Source organism: Halomonas sp. 5021 (genome assembly GCF_036663435.1).
GTDB lineage: Bacteria > Pseudomonadota > Gammaproteobacteria > Pseudomonadales > Halomonadaceae > Vreelandella > Vreelandella janggokensis.
The window spans coordinates 208893-232838 of record NZ_JAXOVU010000001.1 but is presented as its reverse complement, the minus strand read 5'-3'; the positions used below and the strand labels follow the sequence as shown (position 1 = coordinate 232838).

The 23946-nt window shown below is 58.6% G+C and carries 24 protein-coding genes and 1 pseudogene; 1 reads left to right on the top strand and 24 read right to left on the bottom strand.

Annotation, left to right across the window (positions count from 1 at the left end):
• Positions 1–13: 13 nt before the first annotated feature.
• The 12 genes and pseudogenes from R3F64_RS01105 to R3F64_RS01050 form a co-directional block, all read right to left on the bottom strand.
• The gene (locus R3F64_RS01105; protein WP_332609257.1) at positions 14–772 is read right to left on the bottom strand and encodes an energy transducer TonB; all 759 of its coding nucleotides are present in this window, start codon (positions 770–772) and stop codon (positions 14–16) included.
• Positions 769–1176: an ExbD/TolR family protein gene (locus tag R3F64_RS01100; protein WP_085918800.1), complete on the bottom strand. Its 408-nt coding sequence runs from the start codon at positions 1174–1176 to the stop codon at positions 769–771. Before R3F64_RS01100 ends, R3F64_RS01105 begins: the two co-directional genes overlap by 4 nt.
• On the bottom strand, positions 1169–1711 hold the full coding sequence (locus R3F64_RS01095) for a MotA/TolQ/ExbB proton channel family protein (RefSeq protein ID WP_264823262.1): 543 nt from the start codon (positions 1709–1711) through the stop codon (positions 1169–1171). The genes R3F64_RS01100 and R3F64_RS01095 overlap by 8 nt, the downstream gene beginning before the upstream one ends.
• Position 1712: 1 nt before the next feature.
• Positions 1713–3074 (bottom strand): MotA/TolQ/ExbB proton channel family protein, encoded by a 1362-nt coding sequence (locus tag R3F64_RS01090; RefSeq protein WP_254902914.1) that lies wholly within the window; start codon positions 3072–3074, stop codon positions 1713–1715.
• Positions 3071–3856 carry a DUF3450 domain-containing protein gene (locus R3F64_RS01085; protein ID WP_332609252.1) on the bottom strand — a complete coding sequence of 262 codons (786 nt, stop codon included), beginning with the start codon at positions 3854–3856 and terminating at the stop codon, positions 3071–3073. Before R3F64_RS01085 ends, R3F64_RS01090 begins: the two co-directional genes overlap by 4 nt.
• 224 nt (positions 3857–4080) lie before the next feature.
• Positions 4081–5055 (bottom strand): annotated as a pseudogene (gene nrdF, locus R3F64_RS01080) (class 1b ribonucleoside-diphosphate reductase subunit beta); the annotation flags it as partial.
• Positions 5056–5082: 27 nt separating this feature from the next.
• Positions 5083–7263: a class 1b ribonucleoside-diphosphate reductase subunit alpha gene (gene nrdE, locus R3F64_RS01075; RefSeq protein WP_442908802.1), complete on the bottom strand. Its 2181-nt coding sequence runs from the start codon at positions 7261–7263 to the stop codon at positions 5083–5085.
• Entirely contained in the window at positions 7245–7679 is a 435-nt protein-coding gene (gene nrdI, locus R3F64_RS01070; protein ID WP_254902915.1) for a class Ib ribonucleoside-diphosphate reductase assembly flavoprotein NrdI, read from the bottom strand. The genes nrdE and nrdI overlap by 19 nt, the downstream gene beginning before the upstream one ends.
• A 7-nt stretch (positions 7680–7686) precedes the next feature.
• Positions 7687–7908: a glutaredoxin-like protein NrdH gene (gene nrdH, locus R3F64_RS01065; RefSeq protein WP_066320999.1), complete on the bottom strand. Its 222-nt coding sequence runs from the start codon at positions 7906–7908 to the stop codon at positions 7687–7689.
• Between the two features lie 267 nt (positions 7909–8175).
• Positions 8176–8787: a superoxide dismutase gene (locus R3F64_RS01060; protein ID WP_085918820.1), complete on the bottom strand. Its 612-nt coding sequence runs from the start codon at positions 8785–8787 to the stop codon at positions 8176–8178.
• Positions 8788–9000: 213 nt separating this feature from the next.
• Complete coding sequence (locus tag R3F64_RS01055) at positions 9001–9927, bottom strand: electron transfer flavoprotein subunit alpha/FixB family protein (RefSeq protein WP_332609246.1); 927 nt, start codon at positions 9925–9927, stop codon at positions 9001–9003.
• A 70-nt stretch (positions 9928–9997) separates the two neighbouring features.
• Entirely contained in the window at positions 9998–10747 is a 750-nt protein-coding gene (locus tag R3F64_RS01050) for an electron transfer flavoprotein subunit beta/FixA family protein (protein WP_332609244.1), read from the bottom strand.
• 427 nt (positions 10748–11174) lie between these two features.
• Here R3F64_RS01050 and R3F64_RS01045 point away from each other — a divergent pair, with 427 nt between their 5' ends.
• Positions 11175–12839, top strand: a complete 1665-nt coding sequence (locus R3F64_RS01045) for an electron transfer flavoprotein-ubiquinone oxidoreductase (protein ID WP_268901458.1) — start codon at positions 11175–11177, stop codon at positions 12837–12839.
• 66 nt (positions 12840–12905) lie between these two features.
• Here the strand turns inward: R3F64_RS01045 and R3F64_RS01040 are convergent, their stop codons facing one another.
• The 12 genes from R3F64_RS01040 to fabD form a co-directional block, all read right to left on the bottom strand.
• Positions 12906–15092, bottom strand: coding sequence for an ATP-dependent helicase (locus tag R3F64_RS01040; protein ID WP_332609240.1), 2187 nt, complete (start codon positions 15090–15092; stop codon positions 12906–12908).
• Complete coding sequence (locus R3F64_RS01035) at positions 15089–15664, bottom strand: DUF1285 domain-containing protein (protein WP_268901460.1); 576 nt, start codon at positions 15662–15664, stop codon at positions 15089–15091. Before R3F64_RS01035 ends, R3F64_RS01040 begins: the two co-directional genes overlap by 4 nt.
• Positions 15665–15687: 23 nt before the next feature.
• Complete coding sequence (locus tag R3F64_RS01030) at positions 15688–16524, bottom strand: TatD family hydrolase (protein ID WP_085918050.1); 837 nt, start codon at positions 16522–16524, stop codon at positions 15688–15690.
• 19 nt (positions 16525–16543) lie between these two features.
• Entirely contained in the window at positions 16544–16879 is a 336-nt protein-coding gene (locus tag R3F64_RS01025; RefSeq protein WP_085918049.1) for a PilZ domain-containing protein, read from the bottom strand.
• 18 nt (positions 16880–16897) lie between these two features.
• Positions 16898–17884, bottom strand: a complete 987-nt coding sequence (locus R3F64_RS01020; protein ID WP_085918048.1) for a DNA polymerase III subunit delta' — start codon at positions 17882–17884, stop codon at positions 16898–16900.
• The gene (gene tmk / locus R3F64_RS01015) at positions 17875–18528 is read right to left on the bottom strand and encodes a dTMP kinase (RefSeq protein ID WP_176243639.1); all 654 of its coding nucleotides are present in this window, start codon (positions 18526–18528) and stop codon (positions 17875–17877) included. The genes R3F64_RS01020 and tmk overlap by 10 nt, the downstream gene beginning before the upstream one ends.
• A 24-nt stretch (positions 18529–18552) precedes the next feature.
• Positions 18553–19563 carry an endolytic transglycosylase MltG gene (gene mltG, locus R3F64_RS01010; protein ID WP_233337424.1) on the bottom strand — a complete coding sequence of 337 codons (1011 nt, stop codon included), beginning with the start codon at positions 19561–19563 and terminating at the stop codon, positions 18553–18555.
• 21 nt (positions 19564–19584) lie between these two features.
• Positions 19585–20388, bottom strand: coding sequence for an aminodeoxychorismate lyase (gene pabC, locus R3F64_RS01005; RefSeq protein ID WP_332609235.1), 804 nt, complete (start codon positions 20386–20388; stop codon positions 19585–19587).
• Between the two features lie 6 nt (positions 20389–20394).
• On the bottom strand, positions 20395–21633 hold the full coding sequence (fabF, locus tag R3F64_RS01000) for a beta-ketoacyl-ACP synthase II (RefSeq protein WP_085918044.1): 1239 nt from the start codon (positions 21631–21633) through the stop codon (positions 20395–20397).
• Positions 21634–21829: 196 nt separating this feature from the next.
• Positions 21830–22063 carry an acyl carrier protein gene (gene acpP, locus R3F64_RS00995; RefSeq protein WP_008956801.1) on the bottom strand — a complete coding sequence of 78 codons (234 nt, stop codon included), beginning with the start codon at positions 22061–22063 and terminating at the stop codon, positions 21830–21832.
• A 124-nt stretch (positions 22064–22187) separates the two neighbouring features.
• Positions 22188–22931 carry a 3-oxoacyl-ACP reductase FabG gene (fabG, locus tag R3F64_RS00990; protein ID WP_332609232.1) on the bottom strand — a complete coding sequence of 248 codons (744 nt, stop codon included), beginning with the start codon at positions 22929–22931 and terminating at the stop codon, positions 22188–22190.
• Positions 22932–22986: 55 nt separating this feature from the next.
• Complete coding sequence (gene fabD, locus R3F64_RS00985; protein ID WP_085918042.1) at positions 22987–23946, bottom strand: ACP S-malonyltransferase; 960 nt, start codon at positions 23944–23946, stop codon at positions 22987–22989.

Genomic DNA, 23946 nt, shown 5'->3' with positions numbered 1-23946 from the left:
CTCAATAAAGTCGTTAGCGCAGCTGAAACTCGATCCGCTGGGTCGCGTTGCGCAACCGATCGCTAGGCTCGAACTGCCACTGCGCAATCGCGTCGCGGGCCGCATCGTCAAACACCCGGCGTGGCTGGGCATCCGTAATGCGAATCGAAGAGTCATCAACGCTGCCGTCGCGACGAATGGTAAACGATACCTCAACAAACCCCTCCATGCCGCGACGCTGAGCGCGAGCAGGGTACGTCGGATTGACCCGGCTGGTCGGCGCGGCCTGACCGACATTGACCGGTTCATCCGACACTTCCTGCGGCGCTTCTGGCGCTGCCTCGCGCTCGGCATCGGAAGGCTCGGTTTCACTTGGCTGAGCAACGGGGTCGGGCTGCGGCGTTGGTTCAGGGGCCGGTTCCGGTTCTGGCGGCGGCTCGGGTTCCGGCTCGGGCGTCGCCTCGGTCAATTCCGGCAATTCACTCTCCATCTCCACCGGCTCGTCGGGCGGCTCGGGTAGATCAATCTCCGGCAAGGCAATGGTACTGTCGGACACCGGGGGCGGCTCGGGGGTCGGCATCGGCTGCGGCAGAGGCGTGGGTGCCTGTTCGGTTTCCGGGGGAGGCGCCTCTTTCTGCGGGGCGACGTCGGGTGCCTCCACCATGTTCATCGAGACCGTCTGCTCTGGTGGTTCCACCTGGTCATCCGGCGGCGCGACCAGCAATGCCAACAGCCAAAACAGCCCAATCGCCAAGATCCCACCACTCACCATGGATAATGCCTGGCGTATCATTGGCCGCTCCGGTTAGCCGCCACCGCCACCTGGTCCACGCCGGCCTGTTCAAGACGGTCCATCACTTCAATCAGCAGCCCGGTCGTCGACTCGCGATCCGCCTGGATGACGACCGAGCCATCCTCGCTGATCATCCCGGCGACTTCTTCGCCCACCCTGTGGGCGTCGATCGCGCGACCATCCACCCATACCGCCCCTTCGGGCGAAAGCGCAACCAATACCTGGGCATCGGGCCTGGGGCTTGCGTCACTCGACTCCGGTCGGTTGATTTCAATCCCGCTTTCCTTGATAAAACTGGTTGTGACGATAAAGAAAATCAGCATGATGAACACCACGTCCAGCATCGGCGTGAGGTTCACCTCGGTATTTTCGTCAGCGCTGCCCATCGAACGTCGTCTACGCATCATTTTCCTCCACTGCCCGCGCCATCCGGTCGTGCAACCGCTGATCCTCGCGCCGAATGATGTGTTCCAGGCGACTGATGAATAAAAGCCCGACCACGGCAATTGCCATGCCGGTCAACGTTGGCAACGTTGCCCTTGCCACGCCATCGGCCATTGCCCGGGCCTGGTGTGTATCACTCAGCGATAGACTGTCGAAGACGCCGATCATGCCCGTCACGGTACCCAGCAAGCCAAACAGCGGGCATAACGCCACCAGCAGCTTCAACCAGGGCAGCGGACGGCGCAGACGAACCACGAGGTCCTCCGTCCAGACGTTGCGCAGCGTGCGAGCACTCCAGCTATGATGGTCATCTCGCCTGGCCCAGCGATTGACAAGCTGGCGGCGCGCTCGCCGCCAGGTCATGCGGTAGAACCAGAAGCGCTCAATGGCCATGCCAAATACCAGCAACGCCACAACGGCCAGTACGACCAGCACCAAGCCACCCGCACTCATGAGCCGTTCGACGGGTTCGAGCCAAAGGGGAACGGTCACCATATCATCTCACCGACGCGTCTTGGGAAGGCTGCTGCGCTTCCAGATGGTCGGCCAGCGCGGCACTTGCCCGACCTTCAATGACATGAGTGAGGTGGCGACTGCGGCTTGACAGCGCCGTCTGCGCGAACAGCAGCGGCACGGCGGTAATCAGGCCAAGGACGGTCGTCACCAGCGCCTGGCTGATCCCACCCGCCATTAGCTGTGGGTCGCCGGTGCCAAACACCGTGATCGCCTGGAAGGTCACGATCATGCCGGTGACCGTGCCCAACAGCCCCAGCAAGGGCGCGATGGCCGCCAGCAGCTTGACAATCGGCTGCCCCCGTTCCAGACGGGGCAGCTCGGCGAGCACTGCCTCATCCAGGCGTGCTTCCAGTGCTTCCGGCGTCTGATGCTTATCCATTCCTTCAAAGCGCAGCAGCACACGCCCAAGCGGATTATGATCCGTGAGTTGATCGGTGCTTTTGAGCTGGCGGTTCACCCGCTGGCTGGTAGCCAGCAGATACAGGTATTGCAGCAAAGCGACCAGTAGACCGACGCCCCCCAAGGCAACGACCACATAGCCGACGTACCCGCCTTGATGGAAACGCTCCATCAGAGTAGGACGCTGCGCCAGGGCATCGATCACGCTACCTCGAGTTGGGTCCATGGCCATCACGCGCGTATCGCCCTGATGATAAGCGGCCAGATAATCAGCTATTTCCGCTGGAGTACGGGGCAGCACCGTCAGATGCCCATCATCGTCCTGGCGCAGTAAATCGGTGCTGGTAAACGCTGCAAAATCCCCCAGCCGCACGACGGTCTGAGGCGCAATTTCGCCATTGGCATCGGCCACGGGACGTTCAAGCCGCTCCGCATTGCCGGTGTTGCGCGTCAACGTGGCGAGCCTGTCGACCACGTCTTCCAGCACCTCCTGCTCGAGTACGTTGACGTCACTCAGCCGTGGCGGCAACGCTTCTTCGTTCAGGGTCAGCCAGCTATCTTCGCCCAGTGCGTTACGCACCTCGTTACTGTGCTGGTTGAGCGCATCCAGCAGATTGCTCAGCGCTTCGCCCTGCTCTGACTGACGCGCCGCCAGGCGCTCCGCCTCGGCCGACTGAGCGGCGTCCTGTGCCTGCAAGGCATCGTGACGCGACTGGGCGGCTTGCTGGCGATCCCGCGCCTGCTCCAGTGCCTCCTCAAGCGCCGCCTGGTCGTCCAGCAGCTTGATCAAGCGCTGCTGATCACGAATTTCAGCGGCTTCGCGGGCTTCACGCAGTGAGGTTGCCTCTTGCGACTGCGCGTTCGCCAACGGGCTCAAGCTGGTCAGCCCCATCAGCAGCGCTACCATCACATAACGATGGCACTTCTTGAGATCGCGTATCATGGCTGCTCTCCCTGATCGGCCGAGACGGTGATGGAGAGCGGCAGCGTCAGGATATCCGGCGCCCGCTGGTCTTCCGCTATCCGCAGCCCGTCACGCACCGCCTGAAGGTGTTCGGCACTCAACGACTGCCACTCGCCGTCCTCGGCATTCCATACGCCGCCCTCGCGGCCATCGGGTGTCAGGTAGTAAAAACCGATACGCCCGATGCGCAGGAAGTCCACTTCCAGTTGCTGATCATCGTCTAAGCGCAAACGCCCACGCCAGGTATCCATTTCACGGCCGTAATCCAGCTCCGTGCGCCAGATATCGAGCATGCTTTCAATCTGCTCGGCGGGCTCCGCACCCTCGTCGTTTTTCAAGGTTTCGATGCGGGCCAGCCGCTGCTCTTTAAGAAACGGCAGATCGCGTTCGATCCACTGGGTGAGCTGGGCTTGCATGTTCTGCTCAATGTCCGGCAGCGCGGCGCGCGTATCGGCCAGGGTATCCAGCGCGGAAGCCAGGCGGGCCTGCCGCTCGGCTTCCTGGGCCAAGCGGCCCGCTAACGAGGCGTTCTGGGATTCAAGCTGGCGAGTATCGCGCTCTAGCTCGCGCAGCTCTTGCAGCGCGGCCCGGGTTTGCTCATCGGCGCTATCTATCTGCTGTTGAAGCTCGGCTTGAAGCTGCTGGGCATCAATACCTTGACTGGCCTGCTCGAGCGTCTCGTCACTTGCCATTAGCGAACTGCTGGCCAGCATGCACGCTAGCCAGCAGCCCTGCATGGCAAAGAAAGGCTTATTCAGCACATCGACTCTCCGTCACTGATCACTGGCAGTCACCCTGCCGCTATAGAGAACACATCAAATATAAGAACGAGTTGCGTTTCATATCGAGTGCCCATAGCCTACCCACTTATAAAATAAATGACAATATTTATCATTAGCGTTCAGCTAACTTTAGCCTGCTACAAAACAAAAAAGGGAGCCGCTGGGGCTCCCGATCTTTATTAGACTGTGTGCTCAATGATTGTCTAGAAAGCCCAATCATCGTCTTCGGTGGCGACGGCCTTACCAATCACATAGGACGACCCTGAGCCGGAAAAGAAGTCGTGGTTCTCATCGGCATTCGGCGATAGCGCCGCCATGATCGTGGGGTCCACATCCGTTTCACTGCTGGGGAAAAGCGGCTCGAAGCCGAGGTTCATCAGCGCCTTGTTGGCGTTGTAGTGAAGGAACTTTTTGACATCTTCGGTCAGGCCAACCTCGTCGTACAGCGACTCGGTATAGCGGACTTCGTTGTCGTAAAGCTCCAGCAGCAGCTCGTAGGCGTAGTCCTTGACCTCCTGCTGACGCTCCGGCGTTGCCTCAGCCAAATCCTGCTGGAACTTGTAGCCGATGTAATAGCCGTGCACCGCTTCGTCGCGGATGATCAGGCGGATCAGGTCCGCCGTGTTGGTCAATTTGGCGTGGCTCGACCAGTACATCGGCAGGTAGAAGCCGGAGTAGAACAGGAACGACTCCAGGAAAACACTGGCCACCTTGCGCATCAGCGGATCGTCTGAGCGATAGCGGCCGAGAATCAGCTCCGACTTGGCCTGCAGCGTCGGATTTTCTTCACTCCAGCGAAAGGCATCGTCGACATCCCGGGTGGTGCACAGCGTCGAGAAAATCGAGCTGTAGGAGCGCGCATGAACCGATTCCATAAAGGCGATATTGGTGTAGACCGCCTCTTCGTGGGGCGTGCGCGCGTCTTCCATGAGTACCGGTGCGCCGACACTGCTCTGGATGGTATCCAGCAGCGTCAAGCCGGTGAACACGCGAATGGTCAGCTGTTTCTCTTTATCCGTCAGCGTATTCCACGACTGGATATCGTTGGACAGCGGGACTTTTTCCGGCAGCCAGAAGTTGCTGGTCAAACGGTTCCACACTTCGAGATCTTTATCGTCTTGCAGACGGTTCCAGTTAATCGCATCGACCCGCGATAAACGTTGCATCATGTTCATATCGTCAGTCTCTTGAAAGTCGTCGGACGCTTAAAGCGTGCAGGATACGCAGCCTTCAACCTCAGTACCTTCCAGCGCACTCTGGCGCAGGCGGATGTAATAGAGGGTTTTAATCCCTTTGCGCCAAGCGTAAATCTGCGCCTTGTTGATATCACGCGTGGTGGCGGTATCCGGGAAGAACAGGGTCAGCGACAGGCCCTGGTCGACGTGCTTGGACGCCTCGGCGTAGGTGTCGATAATCTTTTCAGGGCCAATCTCGTAGGCGTCCTGGAAGTAATCAAAGTTGGCTTCGTTGAGGAACGGTGCCGGGTAGTAAACCCGCCCCAGCTTACCTTCCTTGCGGATCTCGATCTTGGCCGCGACCGGGTGAATGCTCGACGTCGAGTGATTAATGTAGGAAATCGAGCCCGTGGGCGGAACGGCCTGCAGGTTGCGGTTATACAGCCCGTGCGCCATGACGCTGGCTTTCAGCTCTTGCCAGTCCTGCTGGGTCGGCAAGGCGATACCGCTGCGCTCGAAAAGCCCACGCACTTTTTCGGTCCGCGGCTCCCAGGCGTGTTCGGTGTACTGATCGAAGAACTCACCCGACGCGTAGGTAGAGTCGGCAAAACCGGCGAAGGTATCGCCGTGCTCGATTGCCAGACGATTTGACGCCCGCAGCGCGTGAAAGGCGATGCAATAGAAATACAGATTGGTAAAATCCAGGCCTTCATCCGAGCCGTAATAGATATGCTCGCGGGCCAGGAAGCCATGCAGGTTCATCTGCCCAAGACCGATCGCCCGGGACTTGGCATTACCTTCCGCGATGGAGGGAACGCTGCTCAGGTTGCTCATTTCCGACACGGCCGTAAGACCCCGAATGGCCACCTCGACGCTGGTGCCGATATCGCCCGAGTCCATCACCTTGGCGATGTTCATCGACCCCAGGTTGCAGGAGATATCCTGGCCGATATGCCGATAGCCGAGATCTTCGTCATAATCCGTCGGCGTGTTCACCTGAAGGATTTCCGAGCACAGGTTGCTCATGTTGATCCGGCCCGCGATGGGGTTGGCGCGGTTCACTGTATCTTCGAACATGATGTACGGATAGCCGGACTCGAACTGCAGTTCGGCCAGGGTCTGGAAAAATGCCCGTGCGTTGATCTTCTGCTTGCGGATACGCGCGTCCGCCACCATTTCGTGATACTTCTCGGTCACGCTGATATCACCGAAGGGCACGCCGTAGACCCGCTCTACGTCATAGGGCGAGAACAGGTACATATCTTCGTTGCGCTTGGCGAGTTCGAAGGTGATATCGGGAATCGTCACCCCTAGCGAGAGCGTTTTAATGCGGATTTTTTCATCGGCATTTTCACGCTTGGTATCCAGGAAGTGCAGGATATCGGGATGGTGAGCGTTCAGGTACACAGCACCGGCCCCCTGACGCGCGCCGAGCTGGTTGGCGTAGGAAAACGCATCCTCCAGCAGCTTCATGATCGGGATAATCCCCGACGACTGGTTTTCAATGCGCTTGATGGGGGCGCCTGACTCACGAATATTGCTGAGCAGGAAGGCAACGCCACCGCCACGCTTGGAAAGCTGCAGCGCCGAATTGATCGAGCGGCCGATCGACTCCATGTTGTCTTCGATGCGCAGCAAAAAGCACGACACCAGTTCACCGCGCTGCTGCTTACCGCAGTTCAGGAAGGTGGGGGTCGCCGGCTGGAAACGGCCGCTGATAATTTCATCGACCAGCGACTTGGCCAGGGTTTCATCCCCACGCGCCAGGGCAAGCGCGACCATGCAAACGCGGTCTTCGTAGCGTTCAAGGTAACGCTTGCCATCAAAGGTCTTCAGCGTATAGCTGGTGTAATACTTGAAGGCGCCAAGGAAGCTTGGAAAACGAAACTTGTAGGCATACGCCTGCTCGAACAGCGCTTTGACGAAAGAAAAGTCATACTGCGCCAGCGTGCCCGCTTCGTAGTACTGCTCTTCCACCAGATAATCGAGCTTCTCTTCGAGGGAATGGAAGAACACGGTGTTCTGATTGACATGCTGCAAGAAGTACTGACGCGCGGCTTCGCGGTCTTTATCCAACTGCAGTTCGCCGTTGGCGCCGTAAAGATTCAGCATGGCGTTCAGCGCATGGTAATCCATGGTGCGACCGTCGCTTGCCGCCGCAGGCCTTTGCGTTTCAGTGACGTTTTTTGAGGCTAGCGTTGTCGTTTCCAAAACTCTTCTACTCCTTCACGGACCTTGGCGACGTCTTCGTCGGTGCCAAACAGTTCGAATCGATAAAGCAACGGTACCTGGCATTTTTCCGCAATGATGCGGCCCGCCAAGCCATACGCGTCGCCAAAGTTGGTGTTACCCGCGGCAATCACCCCGCGTATCAGGTGGCGATTGTGCTCGTCATTCAGGAACCGGATCACTTGACCCGGCACCGCGCCCTTCGCCTGGCCGCCACCATAGGTGGGCGTTACCAAAATGTAAGGCTGATCCACCTGGGGTACCGGCGCTTCCCGATTAAGCGGCAAGCGCTGTGCAACCAAACCTGTTTTTTCAATGAAACGGTGGGTATTACCTGATTTGGTGGAAAAGTACACCAGATTGCCGACCATGGAGGGCGTGCGTCCATCTGTCAGCATGGGTAACTTACGCCAGGGCTTGGATGCGGTCTGGACGGAAGCCTGACCAATGGTCTTCACCGGCAACGACGACCGGCAACTGACGATAGCCCAGCGCTTCAACTTCTTCCTGGGCACCCGATTCGGCGGTGATGTCGATCACGGTATAAGGAAGTCCCTGCTTGTCCAGCGCGCGATAGGTAGCGGTGCACTGAACACAGGCTGGCTTGCTATAAATTTGAATTTCCATGGTCATTTCCCTTTTCATAGCGGCATTTTTCGGGTAGGGCATATCTTGTGCCCGCCCCCTATAGAAGCTACAACGCATACTATATATAGACCATCAGAAAATCAATTCAAGCATATGTGGTATTTTTCATCCACAGGATATTGACAGCTATTGCCCATTACTATTCACGACAGCAAAAAAAACCGCCTCCGATTAAGGAGGCGGTTTTTAAGCAGACACCATCAGATGGCGTCATACGTAGCGCGGCTAGCGTAGCGCGGCTAGGTGTTAGGCGGTGGCCGCTTGGTAGCGACGTTCGACGTCTTCCCAGTTCACTACGTTAAAGAAAGCGGCGACATAGTCAGGGCGCTTGTTCTGGTACTTGAGGTAGTACGCATGCTCCCAGACGTCCAGGCCTAACACCGGCGTATTGCCGTGCATCAGCGGGCTGTCTTGGTTCAGTGTGTTTTCAACGACCAGTTTTTTCTCGGGCGTGACGGATAGCCAGGCCCAGCCACTACCGAAACGACCAAGCGCTGCTTTTTTGAACGCTTCCTGGAAAGCCTCAAAACCGCCTAACTCGGCATCGATAGCCTTGGCCACGCCGCCTTGTGGCTGACCGCCGCCATTGGGTGACATCATTTGCCAGAACATGGAGTGGTTGGCGTGACCACCGCCGTTATTGATGACGGGCTGACGCTTGTCTTCCGGAACACGGTCCAGGTTGGACACAAGCTCTTCCACCGGCACGTCCTCAAGCCCGGTGCCTTCCAGCGCGGCATTCAGGTTGGTGACATAGGTGTTGTGGTGACGAGAATGGTGGATCTCCATGGTCATCGCATCAATGTGCGGTTCTAGCGCATCGTACGCGTAGGGTAACTCTGGAAGTGTATGTGCCATATTGATCATCTCCTTTCAGTGGCTTTCTTTGCGTTCAGCAATATCCGGTTTCGATAACTAGGTATGGTCACCTCATTGCTTTTTCAACCGCAAGGGGCTGATTTCGCTTTTGCCCCAGCATTTTAGTCAACTAATGACAGTTTATCTAACCCAGCTCATATAAAAAAGCCGACTTCACATGAAGTCGGCTTTTAATTCCGAGATTTCAGATGGTTACAGCTTACCTTCCAGCTCTGGGAGGATCTCGAACAGATCGCCCACCAGGCCATAATCGGCAACCTGGAAGATCGGCGCTTCGTCGTCCTTGTTGATCGCGACAATCACCTTGGAGTCTTTCATGCCCGCCAGGTGCTGGATGGCACCGGAAATCCCCACCGCGATATACAGCTCCGGGGCAACGATTTTACCGGTCTGACCGACCTGCATGTCGTTGGGAACAAAGCCGGCATCAACCGCGGCGCGGGAGGCACCAATCGCCGCCCCAAGCTTGTCGGCAATGCCATCGAGCAGCTTGAAGTTCTCACCGTTGCCCATGCCGCGACCACCGGAGATGACCACCTTGGCGCCACCCAGCTCCGGGCGGTCCGACTCGGCCAGTTCCTGCTTGACGAAACTGGATTGGGCATTGTCGACCACGGTATCAATGGCTTCAATGGTGGCGCTACCACCATCGCCCACGGCATCAAAGCCGGTGGTACGCACGGTGATGACTTTCAGCGCGTCGTCGCTCTTGACGGTCGCAATTGCGTTGCCGGCGTAAATCGGGCGCTTGAAGGTATCAGCGCTATCCACGGCAAGCACATCGGAAAGCTGGCTGACATCTTTCAAGGCCGCCAGACGCGGCAGTACGTTCTTGCCAGTGGTAGAGGCGCTGGCCAGCACGTGGGTGTAGCCATCGGCCAGTTCGACCAGCAGCGCGCCCATGGGCTCAGCAAGCTGGTGGGCATAAACGGCGTTATCCGCAACGCGTACTTTACTCACACCGTCAAGCTTGGCCGCCGCCTCGGCCGCGGCCTGAACGCCTTCACCGGCGACAAGAACGTCGATATCGCCACCAATGGCTTTAGCCGCGGCCACGACGTGGGCCGTGGCGCCCGCCAGCTGGCCTTCATGAAGGTCGGCAAGTACCAAAATGCTCATAAAATCAGCTCCTTTCAAAGCGCTTGTCTCGAAGAACTTGTCTCAAAGTACGGGTTGTAAAGAACCGACCTTAAAGAACCTTGGCTTCGTTTTTCAGTTTGTCGATCAGCTCGTCTACCGAGGCCACTTTGATACCGCCTTTGCGCTCCGCTGGCGATTCGACTTTCAAAAGGCTGACCTTGGACGCCACCTCGACACCCAGATCGGCGGGGGTCTTCACGTCCATGGGCTTTTTCTTGGCTTTCATGATATCCGGCAGCTTGGCGTAGCGCGGCTCGTTGAGGCGCAGGTCGGTCGTGACGATCGCCGGCAGCGTCAATGCAACCGTCTGCAGGCCGCCATCGATTTCACGGGTGACGTGAACCTTGTCACCGTCGACGGCCACCTCTGACGCAAAGGTACCCTGGGGCAGGTTGGTCAAGGCGGCAAGCATCTGGCCGGTCTGGTTATTGTCGGTGTCGATGGCCTGCTTGCCGAGAATCACCATGCCCGGTTGCTCTTCATCAACCACCTTGGCCAGCAGCTTGGCCACGGCCAGCGATTCAGCGCGCTCGTCGGTTTCGATATGAATGGCGCGATCCGCGCCCAGCGCCAGCGCGGTGCGCAGTTGCTCCTGGGCGGCCTTGGGGCCCACCGTCACGGCGACCACTTCCGTCGCAACGACCTTCTCTTTCAGACGCACGGCTTCTTCCACGGCAATTTCGCAGAAAGGGTTCATGGCCATTTTGACGTTGGTAAGATCGACGTCAGAGTGGTCTGCTTTGACACGAATTTTGACGTTGTAGTCGATGACGCGTTTCACCGCGACAAGTACTTTCATAGGTTCCTCGCTTGGCTTGTGGTGAAGCCGTTAACCCTGGATGGCACCCACCTGGCAGGCACCTTGAGAAGCTTGGGATATCACATTGCGGCCCATGGAAAGGCTACCGCATAAAATTCATTCGAGCGTTTGATAGGTGTGCAAGTAAAAAACCTTTTTAATTTGCCATAGCCTACCTGCCTGCAACAATAGGGGTTGCTTACGGCCTTGGTCGAATCCCCATCGATAGATAGGCCGCCATTCACCATCGCTAAATGTTAAATCGCCATTTAGCATCGTAGGCGTGACCTTACACAGGTATTATGCCTATTATGAAGGATAACCAGAAGCAAACGACCGTTTAAAATTAAGGCCATGTTTTTATAAGCTAGTTCCCAATCGCTAGTCATTGTAAACAATGGCCCTTATGAGAGTAAGGAGACACCAGGTGGATAACGTTGAACGCGATGTGATGGACTTTGACGTGGTCATCGTCGGAGCTGGTCCCTCAGGACTGGCAGCAGCCTGCCGTCTAATGCAGCAGGCCAACGACGCGGAGCAGGAACTGACCGTCTGCGTGGTTGAAAAAGGCTCGGAAGTCGGCGCGCATATTCTGTCCGGCGCCGTGTTTGAACCCCGCGCTCTCAACGAACTGTTTCCCGACTGGCAAGAGCGCGGTGCGCCCCTTAACACGCCCGCCATCCGCGATGATGTTTACCTGCTGAAAGATGCTGACAAGGCGCAGAAACTGCCCAATGCCCTGGTGCCCAAGAGCATGCATAATACCGGCGGCGACCTGACCCGCTACGTGATCAGCGCTGGCAATTTATGCCGCTGGCTGGCGGAACAGGCAGAGGCCCTGGGCGTGGAGATATTCCCGGGCTTTGCCGCCCAGGAAGCCATCGTTGAAGACGGTGCGGTACGTGGCATCCTCATCGGCGACATGGGCGTGGCCGCCGACGGTTCGCCAAAAGAGGGCCATATGCCCGGGATGGAACTGCGTGCGAAATACACCCTGTTTGCCGAAGGCGCCCGCGGTCATATTGGCAAACGTCTGATCGAAGACTTTTCACTCGACGCTGGGCGCGACCCTCAGCACTACGGCATCGGCCTGAAGGAGCTTTGGGACGTGCCTGCCGACAAGCATGAACCCGGCGTCGTCCTGCACGGTTCCGGCTGGCCTCTGGACAACAATGCGCATGGTGGCTGGTTCCTCTACCACGCCGAGAATCAGCAGGTGGTGGTCGGCCTGATCATGGACCTGAGCTACCAGAACCCCTGGCTGTCACCGTTCGACGAATTCCAGCGCATGAAGCACCACCCGGTACTCAGCCAATACCTGGAAGGCGGCAAACGCGTTGCCTACGGCGCCCGGGCGATCACCAAAGGCGGCTTCAACTGCCTGCCTAAAATGACCTTCCCAGGTGGCCTGCTCATCGGCTGCGATGCGGGCACGCTCAACTTTGCCAAGATCAAGGGTCTGCACACAGCCATGAAGTCGGGCATGGTGGCGGCAGAAAGCGTGTTTGAAGCGATCAAGAACGGCGACGAGGGCGCCCAGGAACTGACGAGCTTCAGCGACAAATGGGAAGCCAGCTGGGCATATCAAGAACTGAAAGAAAGCGCCAGTTTCGGCCCGGCGATTCATAAATACGGCACTGTCGGCGGCGGCGCGTATAATTTTGCCAATCAGCTATTGGGCAACAAACTACCCAACCTTCACGATACGACCACCGACCATGGGGCTCTCAAGCCCGCCGACGAGTGCGAGAAAATCGACTACCCCAAACCCGACGGCAAGCTATCATTCGACAAACCTTCGTCGGTGTTCCTGTCCAACACCAACCACGAAGAAAACCAGCCTTGCCACCTGCGGCTGGACGATCCTGACCTACCGATTCGCGACAACCTGCCCAAGTACGCTGAACCCGCGCAGCGCTACTGCCCGGTAGGTGTCTACGAAGTCGTCGAAGATGATCAGGGCGAACCTCGCTTCCAGATCAATTTCCAGAACTGCATCCACTGCAAGACCTGCGATATCAAGGATCCGGCTCAGAATATTACCTGGGTAGCACCGGAGGGCGGCGGCGGCCCCAATTACCCGAATATGTAGCGGTCGCTGTGACGCAACCCGCATGTCAATAAGCCTAAATGCCCCATCACTGGGGCATTTTCTTTATCAGGCCAGCCGCTCGATGGGCGCTCGGCTGGCAATCAGCCGTCGCCGCCCTGCCTGATCAAAGCGCACATCAATCACCGGGTCGCTTGGGTTACCTTCCACGGTGGCCACCTCGCCTTCGCCGAATACCGCATGGTGCAACCGCTGGCCAGGATAGAACGCGCTTGCGGTGTAGCCTGCCTGGGGGGCCTGAACCTGGGGCGCGGCCAATTCAATGTCATCACGCCCTAGCTGGCTGAGATAACGTCCCACAAGCGATGGCGACGTGACCGTCAGCGTGGGCGACGGCGTCTTGTCGCTGGCCAGGCAGGCGGCGACCTGCATGCTGTCCTGCCAGGCACTTTCGGCAATAAAACGGCTGGGCCGATGTGCACCGCCGTCGTGAAGCACAAGCAACTGTTCTTTCGAGCGCGTGATCGCGACGTAAAACAGCCGCCGTTCTTCTTCCAGGCGGTCATCGGTGAGCGGGTTATCCCGACTGTAATAAGGAAAGTCTTCCTCGTTGACACCCGCCACGGCGACGAAGGGCCACTCAAGCCCCTTGGCGCCGTGAACGGTGCTGATCAGCACCCCCGCCGCTTGATTCTCTACCGGCCGCTCCAACAACTCGATAAATGCATCCGGGTCTGAAACGCTTTGCGCCTGCTCGATCAGCACGTCCAGCAAACGCACGTCCTCTTCGCCCTTATCGCGCCGGGCGGCGGCGCGTTTCAGGGTTTTCTCGGCCTCGATGGTGTCGACCACGTACTGCAACAGCTTGGCGGGCGGCCATGCACTGAGCTGCGGCAGTTCGCACAGCAACGCCCAGCGTTTTTTCAGCGTGCGCCGTTGGATGGGCTTTAAATCACTGATCACCGGGTCGTGATTTTCCGGCCATGCTTGACGACTGGCGAGCTGCCGAGCCAGGCGCTGCAGGCGCTCACGGGCCACGAAAGGCGTGGGCTGGGCCAGCAGCAAGGTGAGTTGTTCGGGATCTTGCAGCAATGTCGGACGACGGGAAAGTTTTAAATACCCGGCCAGCGCCTGAACCAGCGGCAGGCGAAACACAAAGCGGTCTTCCCGGGCCAGCCGAAAGGGGATGCCAGCCTGCAGAAGCGCCAGTTGAAACGGCACCGAGAGCGCCCAGCTGCGTACCAGGAGACTCACGTCGCTCAACACACGGCCCTGCGCCTGCCAGTCAATCAACGCATCCAGCAGCTGTCGACCGCCCTGCCCCACTGACAAGCGGGTATCCGGATTGTGGGTCGCGGCCAAACATAGCTGATCCGGCCGACGCTGGTTGGCGGCAATCGCATGGTTGGCCGCCAGTGCCAGGGCATGGCCGTGGCGAAACGTGGTCGAGAGAGGGTAATCGGTTGCTTCACCAAAGGTGGTGGTAAAGTTTTCCAGCATGGTATCCGGCCGCGCGCCGCGCCACTCGTAGATACACTGGTTGGCGTCGCCGACCGCCATCACGGAGGCTCTTTTACCCGCCAGAACCGCCAGCAAGCGCTGCTGGGCCGCATTGATATCCTGATACTCATCGATGATCACGTGATCGAGAAAGCCCTCTACCCGGCTGCGTAAGGCGCTATCGGCCTCGATTGCCTGCAGCGGACGGTAAAGCAAATCCGCATAGGTCATCACCCCTTCACTACGCAGCAGGCGTTCGGCCTCCTTGAAGGCGGCGGGGAAATAGTCCGTATCGGGGTCGTAATTGAGACGTTCAAAGAGGGCCTCTGGCGCCATCATTTCGGCTTTAACCAGACCGCAAAAATGGGCCAGCGTCTCGAGTCGATCGCCTTCCAGCGCCGCATCGCGGCGCTCAACGGCATCGCTGAGCACATTCAGGCTGGCCTGGCGAAGCAAACGCTCGAGCTGCCATTCCGCCGACAACAGGCGACGCGGCGCCAGGACGCCCCAGCGGCACAGGCTTTGCGTCAGCCGGTAACCCAGCGAGTGGAAGGTACGAACGTCAGGTAACGCCTGGCCGGATGGCGCCATACTGGCCAACCGACGCTGAAAATCTTCCCGGGCGGAGCGGTTAAACATCAGCACCAGGATGCGCTTGGGCGGAACACCACTGCCGAGCAAATAGTGAACCCGCGCGGCCATGGTGGTGGTTTTACCGGCGCCGGCCACCGCTGCAACACGGGCATGGCCCTCATCGTGGTGAATGACGGCTTGCTGTTCAGCGGTTAGCTTCACGACCCCTCGCTGGGCGATAACCCATCAAGCTCATGCCCTTCAAGGTAGCCGATGGGATGCCAGTGACCAGCACTGTAGACACTCAGCGCCTGACGACCGGCCCTTTCATCGCGTAACTCAGCAACGTCGGCAAGCTGATAATAGACATGGCGATGCAACCTGGCAGCCAGTCCGAAACGTACGGCAATTTCCGGCACATGGTCTCCCTGGGGCGTCTCGCTCAACGTCAGGGAGTGCTCGGCATCAAGGCGCACGATGTCGTCAAACTGCGTGGTCAACCACCATGCATCGTCACGAAAATCGGCTTCCACGGCGACTAGCGGCCGATCGTCCACCTGAATACGCCAGCGCTCGATCGGTGTTACCAGGCAATAGCCCTCGGCATCATGACGCAGCAAGGTCGACAGCAACCGCGCGACGCTGGCACGGGCAAAGGGCACGCCCTCGTGCCACCAGCCACCCTGGGCGTCGATACGTATATCCATATCGCCTGACAAGGCGGGCTGCCAGTCATCGAGTGGCGGTATGCTGGAAGCGCCCTGTCGATAATCAAGCAATCGGTCTATGTTCATCCTATTACCTCGCCCTGGCCCGCCTACTTAGCCAATAACCCCGATTGTGCCAACGCTTGCTTAACCTGTTCGGGGGCGTCGGGGGCCGCATTACGAAATAGCTGATAGAAATTGGCCGTGGTCTGCATGGCGACTTCATCAACACTGATGCCACGCGCTTCGGCAATGCACTCGGCCACTTCAACCACCCAGGCGGGCTCATTGGGTTTGCCACGATACGGCACGGGTGCCAAATAGGGGCTATCGGTTTCGATCAGCAACCGGTCAAGGGGCAACTGGCACGCCAGGGTACGCAGCGACTCAGCATTGCGGAAGGTGACAATCCCTGATAATGAAATATAAAAGCCTAAGCGTACGGCGTCACGCGCCATCTCGATATCTTCGGTAAAGCAGTGGAGCACGCCCCCGACTCGCGGGTCGCTGTGCTCACGCAGCAAGGCCAGAGTGTCTTCCTTGGCATCGCGGGTATGCACCACCACGGGCAGCTCGAGCTCACGAGCGGCGATCAAGTGGCGCTTGAAACGTTCATACTGAACCCCTGCCGACACGCGGTCCGCATAATGGTAATCAAGGCCCGTCTCGCCAATGGCCACCGCGTCGAATTGCTCCGCCGCCTCCTTGATATCACTGACACCGGGTTCGACCGGTGCGTCATGGAGAGGATGCTGGCCCGCCGATATCACGACATCCCCGTGCTCTCTGGCAATGCCGGCAAGTTTGGGCATGTCCTCAAGCGTCACGGAGATGGCAAGAAACTGGTTGACGCCAACGTTGCGGGCGGCCTCCAGCGTGGCCGCAAGGCTGCCGTTGTGTGTGGTGTCGGATAAGCGGTCCAGGTGACAGTGGGAATCAACAAACATGTCGCTCTCGTGGTGGGCGTTAAAGAGTAAATGAGGGCGCAGCTTTATCCAACTGCCCCGCCAGAAGGGTTTCAATACGGTCACGCACCCGGTAATCCTGCGCGTGGAAGTGAATGCCGATCCCCGGCATGCGCCGACCGCTGACACCGTCGGGAGACACCCAGATCACCTCGCCGCTTAGCGAGAGACGCTCGCTCTCCCCCGGCAGTGTCAGCAGTAAATAAACGGTCTGGCCCAGGTCATAGTAGCCGCGCGTGGGAATGAACATGCCACCGCGGTCAAGAAACGGCATATAGGCAGACAATAAAGTGGGCACATCGGGCACCGTGAGGGAGAGCGCTTTTTGCGTTGCCATAACACCTCGCAAGTCGGTCTAGGAGCGGAGTAATGCCGACCAGCGCACCAGCCACGCTTCCAACACAAGCTGCGGATTGGGGTTGGCACCAACGGCGAGCAGGCGGCGCTGCTCGCGGGCATAGTCCAGCAGCTTAAACCAGTCCCGTACCCGGGCATTTTTCACCGCTTGACGGTAAAGCGGAAGCAAATCGGGATTACGCAGGGCAGAGGTGGAGCCGGACAACCCCAGCCTGATCAGGTCTTCAAGCCAGGCAATACCGTACCATAAAATGGCATCTATCGCCTGACGGTCTAATCGCGCGGCTTCAGATACCGGCTCCCCGCCGCGTACCAGTTGCTCGAAGCAGTCGTGCAACTGCTGACGCAAGGCGCGCGCCTCAGGAGCGGCAAGCTCGACCGCCCTCAACGGCAGCCCACCTGACACCTGCCACCAGAAGCGCGCTTCGTCCTCGCTTGCCAACTGCTCGGTCAACCAGCCCAGGCAATCGGCTAACGCGACGCTGGGTAGCGGCCACTGCTGGCAGCGTGAGCGAATGGTGGGCAGCACTCTGGACGGCACATCCGCCAACAGGATAAATAGTGTCTGATCGCCCGGCTCTTCCAGGCTTTTCAACAGTGCGTTTGAAGCGGCCACGTTCATGGCTTCAGCCGGCGAGATAACGATGACCCTGTAGCCACCCTGCTGCGCGGTTTGCGAGACAAAGCGATTGACGTCACGAATGGTATCAATACGGATCTGGCGCTTGCCTTCCTCCGGCGAAATGCGTAGCAAATCGGGATGGTACCCGGACGCCAGCAGCTGACAGCTGCGGCATTGACCACAGGCCTGCTCACCGGGGGCGGCACACATCGTTCGGGCAATCAGTGCCTCTGCCAGGCGCTGCTTGCCTACGCCATGCTCGCCGCTGAACAGCAGCGCATGGGGCATTCTCCCAGCATCAGCAAGACGACATAGCTGGCGCCAGGTGGGGTCATGCCAGGGCAGCACACCGCTCAGTCCCATAACGCGGCTCGACCGGCCAGGGTGTCACAGATATCGGACTGGACCTCTGTCAGGGGTTGGTGGGCGTTGATCAGGGCAAACCGCTCCGGCGCTTGCTCGGCCCTCGCCAGGTAGGCATTACGAACAGCCTGAAAGAAGTCTGCCTGCTCCTTTTCAAACCGGTCTCGCTGGGTATGCTGGTCGCGCAGGCGTGATTCCAGGCGTTGCCTGGCAGCATCGTGTGGCATATCCAGCAATAGCGTCAGGTCAGGCGCCACTCCCTTCTGCACAAATGCCTCAAGCGCTGCGATACGCTCTACCGGAATCCCACGGCCGCCGCCCTGATAGGCGTATGTCGCGTCAGTGAAACGGTCACACACCACCCAGGCGCCTCGCGCCAGCGCGGGCAGAATCTTTTCGGCCAGGTGCTGGGCGCGGGCGGCAAACATTAACAGCAGCTCGGCGTCGGTGTGCAGCCATTCCTCGGGGGCGGGGTCCAACAACAGTTGGCGAATCGCTTCTGCCCGGGGGGTTCCCCCTGGCTCCCGCGTGGCCACCACTTCGATTCCCTGAGCCTCCAGCCAGGCCACCACGAACTGCATATTGGTGGACTTCCCTACACCTTCACCGCCTTCTAGGGTAATAAAGCGACCGCGCTTCGTCATCATGGCCTCTGGATTTGGGTAATATTAGTCACGGTTACGGATATACCGGTTCACGGCGTTGTTGTGCTCCCGCAGCGTGCTCGAGAACTTGTGGGTCCCGTCACCCCGCGAGACAAAATACAGCGTGTCGCCCGGCAAAGGGTTCACAGCCGCTTCCAGCGAGGCTCGCCCCGGCATCGCGATTGGCGTCGGCGGCAGCCCATCAATCACATAGGTGTTGTAGGGCGTGGCCTCGCGTAAATCGGCATGGGTAATCCGCCCATCGTAGCGATCCCCCATTCCATAGATAACCGTCGGGTCGGTTTGCAGCCGCATGCCGCTCTCCATCCGCCGCTTGAAAACGCCCGCGATTTCACGCCGTTCTTCAGGTGCTCCGGTTTCGCGTTCGATCAACGATGCCATGATCAGCGCTTCATAGGGCGAGTCGATGGTCAGGTCGTCGTCGCGTTCGGCCCAAACCTCGTCAAGTATGCGTTCCATACGTTCAAGCGACTGACGCAGGATATCAACGTCACTCATCCCCAGGTGATAGCGATAGGTATCGGGGAAGAACCAGCCTTCCGGGTGCGTCCCCTCTCGATCAAGCAATGCCATGAGCTCCCCATCGCTCATATCCGCCGTGCGCTGTTCAAGCTTGGGGGCTGCCGCCAGTTGCTCACGCATCTGGGCAAAGGTCCACCCTTCGGGAATGGTCAGCGGATATGTTACGACATCGTTGCTGCCGAGCAGCGCCAAAAGCTCCATGCCGGTAATGCCAGGCTCGAGAAGATATTCCCCTGTGCGCAGGTCCGGCAATTCATCCGGCTGAAGTTTCGTCATCAGTTGGAACGCCCAGGCATCCTCAATAATGCCTTGCGCCTCCAACTCGGCGACCACACGATTGAGGCCGGCACCAGAAGGCACCTGATAAAGCGTGGGCTCATCAATCGACAGCGGCGCATCAAGCCGCTGCTGCCAATAAACATAACCACCCGCGACACCGGCAACGCCAACCACGGCCATCACGGCCAGTGCAACCACCAAGCGTTTCACTATAAGACCTCAATATTCAATACGTTAAGACGTCGCTGGGTAACCGAGCAGCGGGTGGGCCACGGCTTGCAAGGGATCATGCCTGGGCGCTCCCCAGCGACGAAGAGGGGCGCCTTCAGCCGTCCACAACGCATTGACCGGCCATACACCCTGCACTGAGTTGGCCAGCCACAACCGGTCAACCGCCGCGACCTCATCGATTGCCAGTTGAGCAGGGGTAACAAGCTGTGCATCAATCAACGCGGCGCGCAGCGTACCTTCCACACCACACTGATCCAGCGTAGGCGTCATGATGCACCCGTTCTGTTCCCAAAACAGATTCATGCTGGTGGCTTCCACGACCAGGCCGTGGTTATCAGCCAACAGACCTTCACGGTAGTCCGTTGCCTGCCACTCCTGGCGAGCCAGCACATTTTCAAGACGATTGAGGTGTTTGATACCCGCCAAGCGGGGTTGCCGGGCCAGGCGTAGCGAACAGATACGTACGCTAACCCCCTGCGACCAGGCCGACGAATCCGGCTGAAAAGGCACACGACGGCTCATAAGACGGGGGGCCGCCACGTCAGGAATCGCGTAGCCACGACCACCGCTCCCCCGGGTGACGATAATCTTGAGCACCTCCCACCCGACAGTGGGTGCTGCTTGCCAGGTGGCCGACAATGCGGCTGGCGAAGGCGGGTCGATCATCAACCGCTGACAGCCCTCCAGCAGCCGCTCCACATGCTGCTGCCAAAGCAACGGCTGACCATCGTGCAGCAGAACAGTTTCAAATACGCCGTCACCGTAGGCCAGCCCGCGGTCGTCAAAAGGTACCCAGGGCTGACTCATACAGGCTTACACCTTTTTGAACAGCAATGACCCATTGGTACCGCCAAAGCCGAAGGAGTTCGACAGCACAGCATCGATACGCATGTCACGAGCCGTGTGCGGTACGTAATCGAGTCGGCAGCCCTCCTGCGGGTTGTCCAGGTTGATCGTGGGCGGTGCGACCTGATCGCGGATAGCCAGCACGCTAAACACCGCTTCCACAGCGCCAGCCGCCCCCAATAGGTGGCCAATCATCGACTTGGTCGAACTGACGGCCACTTGCTGAGCAGCCTGCCCCATGACTTTTTCGACAGCTCGACTTTCAGCCAGGTCGCCCGATGCCGTTGAGGTACCATGGGCATTGATATAATCCACCTCGGCAGGATTCATCTGCGCGTCCTTGATGGCATTACTCATCGACAATGCAGCACCACTGCCATCTTCAGGTGGTGACGTCATGTGATAAGCGTCATCGCTCATGCCAAAGCCTGCCAACTCCGCATAGATGGTTGCGCCGCGGGCCTTGGCGTGCTCGAACTCTTCAAGCACCATCACACCGGCCCCGTCTGACAACACAAAGCCGTCACGGTCGGTATCCCAGGGACGGCTGGCAGCCTGCGGGTCATCGTTGCGGGTCGACAGCGCGCGTGCGGCTGCGAACCCCCCCAGCCCCAGCGGTGTGGTGGCCATTTCCGCGCCACCGCAGACCATCACCTCGGCATCACCATAGGCAATGGTGCGGGCGCTGTAACCAATATTGTGCGTTCCCGTGGTACAGGCCGTGGTAATCGCAATATTGGGCCCTTTAAAGCCGTGCTGAATCGCCATATTGCCCGAGATCATATTGATAATGGACCCTGGGACAAAAAACGGCGATATCCTGCGTGCACCGCCTTTATTCAGCGCATCATGATTATGTTCAATCATGGGTAACCCGCCAATGCCGGACCCGATCGCTACACCAATACGGTCAGCGTTGGCCTCGGTACACTCAAGGCCTGAGTCCTGAATTGCCTGAGCACCCGCGGCCATGCCGTACTGGATGAACAGATCCATCTTGCGGGCATCTTTAGGGTTCAGGTACGGGCTGATATCAAACCCTTTTACCGACCCGCCAAACCGCGTGTTAAAGCCGCTGGTATCGAAATGCTCAATCGGCGCGATACCGCTTTGCCCGGCCACAATGTTGGCCCACGACTCATGGACCGTATTTCCAACTGGGGTCACCAGGCCTAACCCGGTTACCACTACCCTTCTTCGCGCCATCAATCTTCCTCCAGGCATCCATGGTGACTCGACCCTTGTGAGTCATTATCAGTCGTCAAAGTTGCCGCTAGTATAACGGAGATTGAACGTTATATTCAGTGCGACCGCAAAGCAAAAAAGCCGCCCCTGGAAGGACGGCTTTTTAATGCGGGTAGACATCAAGCCACCTACCCGGGTTCGATGCATCAACTACCCCTTACTGATGGGCGTTAACGTAGTCGATAGCTTCTTGAACCGTGGTGATCTTCTCGGCTTCTTCGTCCGGAATCTCCGTATCGAATTCTTCTTCCAACGCCATGACGAGCTCAACTGTGTCAAGCGAGTCAGCACCCAGGTCTTCAGTAAAAGAAGAGCTATTCTGGATATCTTCTTCTTTAACGTTCAGGCGCTCAGCCACTACTTTCTTTACGCGCTCTTCAATAGTACTCATCAACGTACTCCAGTCATTCACATTAGCCGTTTTGGATAACCAGCTATTTGGGAACCGCAAGCCAAAAGCTGCGGGGTAGTTTATAGACGCCCTTGAGCTGACGCAACCGCCAAACTCAAGGCCATCAACGCATATTCATGCCGCCGTTGACATGCAGTGTCTCGCCGGTGATGTATCCTGCCGCATCACTGGCCAGAAATCCCACGGCAGCGGCAATTTCATCCGGAGAACCCAGGCGCGCCAACGGAATCTGCTTGAGCAGCATTTCGTGCTGCGCTTCCGGTAGCGCTTCGGTCATGTCGGTGGCGATAAACCCCGGCGCCACCGAGTTGACCGTAATGGCACGCGAGGCAACCTCACGGGCCAGCGCTCGGCTAAAGCCTTCCATGCCAGCCTTGGCCGCCGCGTAGTTAGTCTGGCCCAAGTTGCCCATGGTCGCCACCACGGAGCTGATCGACACAATACGCCCAAAACGCGCCTTGGTCATCCCTCGCAGGCACGCTTTGCTGACCCGGTAGACAGACTTGAGATTGGTATCCATCACCGAGTCCCATTCGTCTTCCTTCATGCGCATCAAGAGATTATCGCGCGTGATACCGGCATTGTTGACCAGAATAGTCGGCGCGGCAAACCGTTCAGCAATGGTTTTCAAGACATCATCGATGCTCGCCTGATCGGTGACATCAAGGCATAAGCCAGCCCCTTCAATGCCCTGATCTGCGAAGTCAGCGTCAATGTTGGCTGCACCAGCTTCGCTGGTCGCGGTACCAACGACAATACGTCCCTGGCGGCTCAGTTCGTAAGCGACTGCCCGGCCGATGCCACGACTGGCACCCGTAACAAGCGCAACTCTACGTTCTTGGGTCATAAGGTACTGCCTTTCACCATGTAAATAAGCAAGGATAGCGGAAAATCACCACTTATCATGCATCATCCGCCAACGCGTCGCGAGCCAACTCAAGCGCGGCATCCAAGCTATCGGGATCGTTGACCGCCAGACTTTTACTGCCACGCACAATACGCTTATTCAAGCCGGTCAGCACTTTACCCGGGCCACACTCGATGAACACGTTTGCTCCCTGGGCGGCCATTGTTTCGACACAGTCGCTCCAGCGCACAGGCTGATAAAGCTGTTCAATCAGTCGCGTGCGCAGCGTATCGACGTCAGCATGCGCCTCGGCGTCTACGTTTTGGATGACTGTGTAGCGCGGCGGACGCAGTTCGATTTCCTGCATCGCTGCCGCCAGGCGGTCTGCCGCAGGGCGCATGAGGTCGCAGTGCGAAGGCACGGAAACCGGGAGCGGCATCGCCCGCTTGGCGCCCGCTTCCTGACACGCCACAATCGCCCGCTCAACGGCCGCTTTGCCGCCCGCAATCACTACCTGGCCCGGGGCATTGTAGTTGACAGCTGAAACGACGTCCCCTTGCGCTGCGTTGGCACAGGCGGCCTCCACAGACGCGTTATCGAGGCCCAGAATGGCGGCCATACCGCCTTCTCCCGCTGGCACTGCGTGCTGCATGGCCTCACCGCGAAGACGAACCAATTTAACGCCCTCGGCAAATCCAAGCACACCTGCGCATACCATGGCGCTGTATTCCCCCAGGCTGTGCCCGGCCATGACCGTCGGGCGCGGCCCTTCCAGCTCTTGCCAGACGCGCCATATCGCTATACTGGCGGACAGCAACGCTGGCTGAGTGCATTCGGTAGCATTTAGCGAGGCATCTGGCCCCTCTTGCACGACTTTCCACAAGTCGTAGCGTAACGCATCCGATGCTTCCTCAAAGGTCGTTCCCACCACGCTGTAACGCTCGGCAAGCTCGCGCAGCATTCCAAGCTGCTGAGAGCCCTGCCCGGGGAAAATGAGGGCAAGGGGTTGAGACAT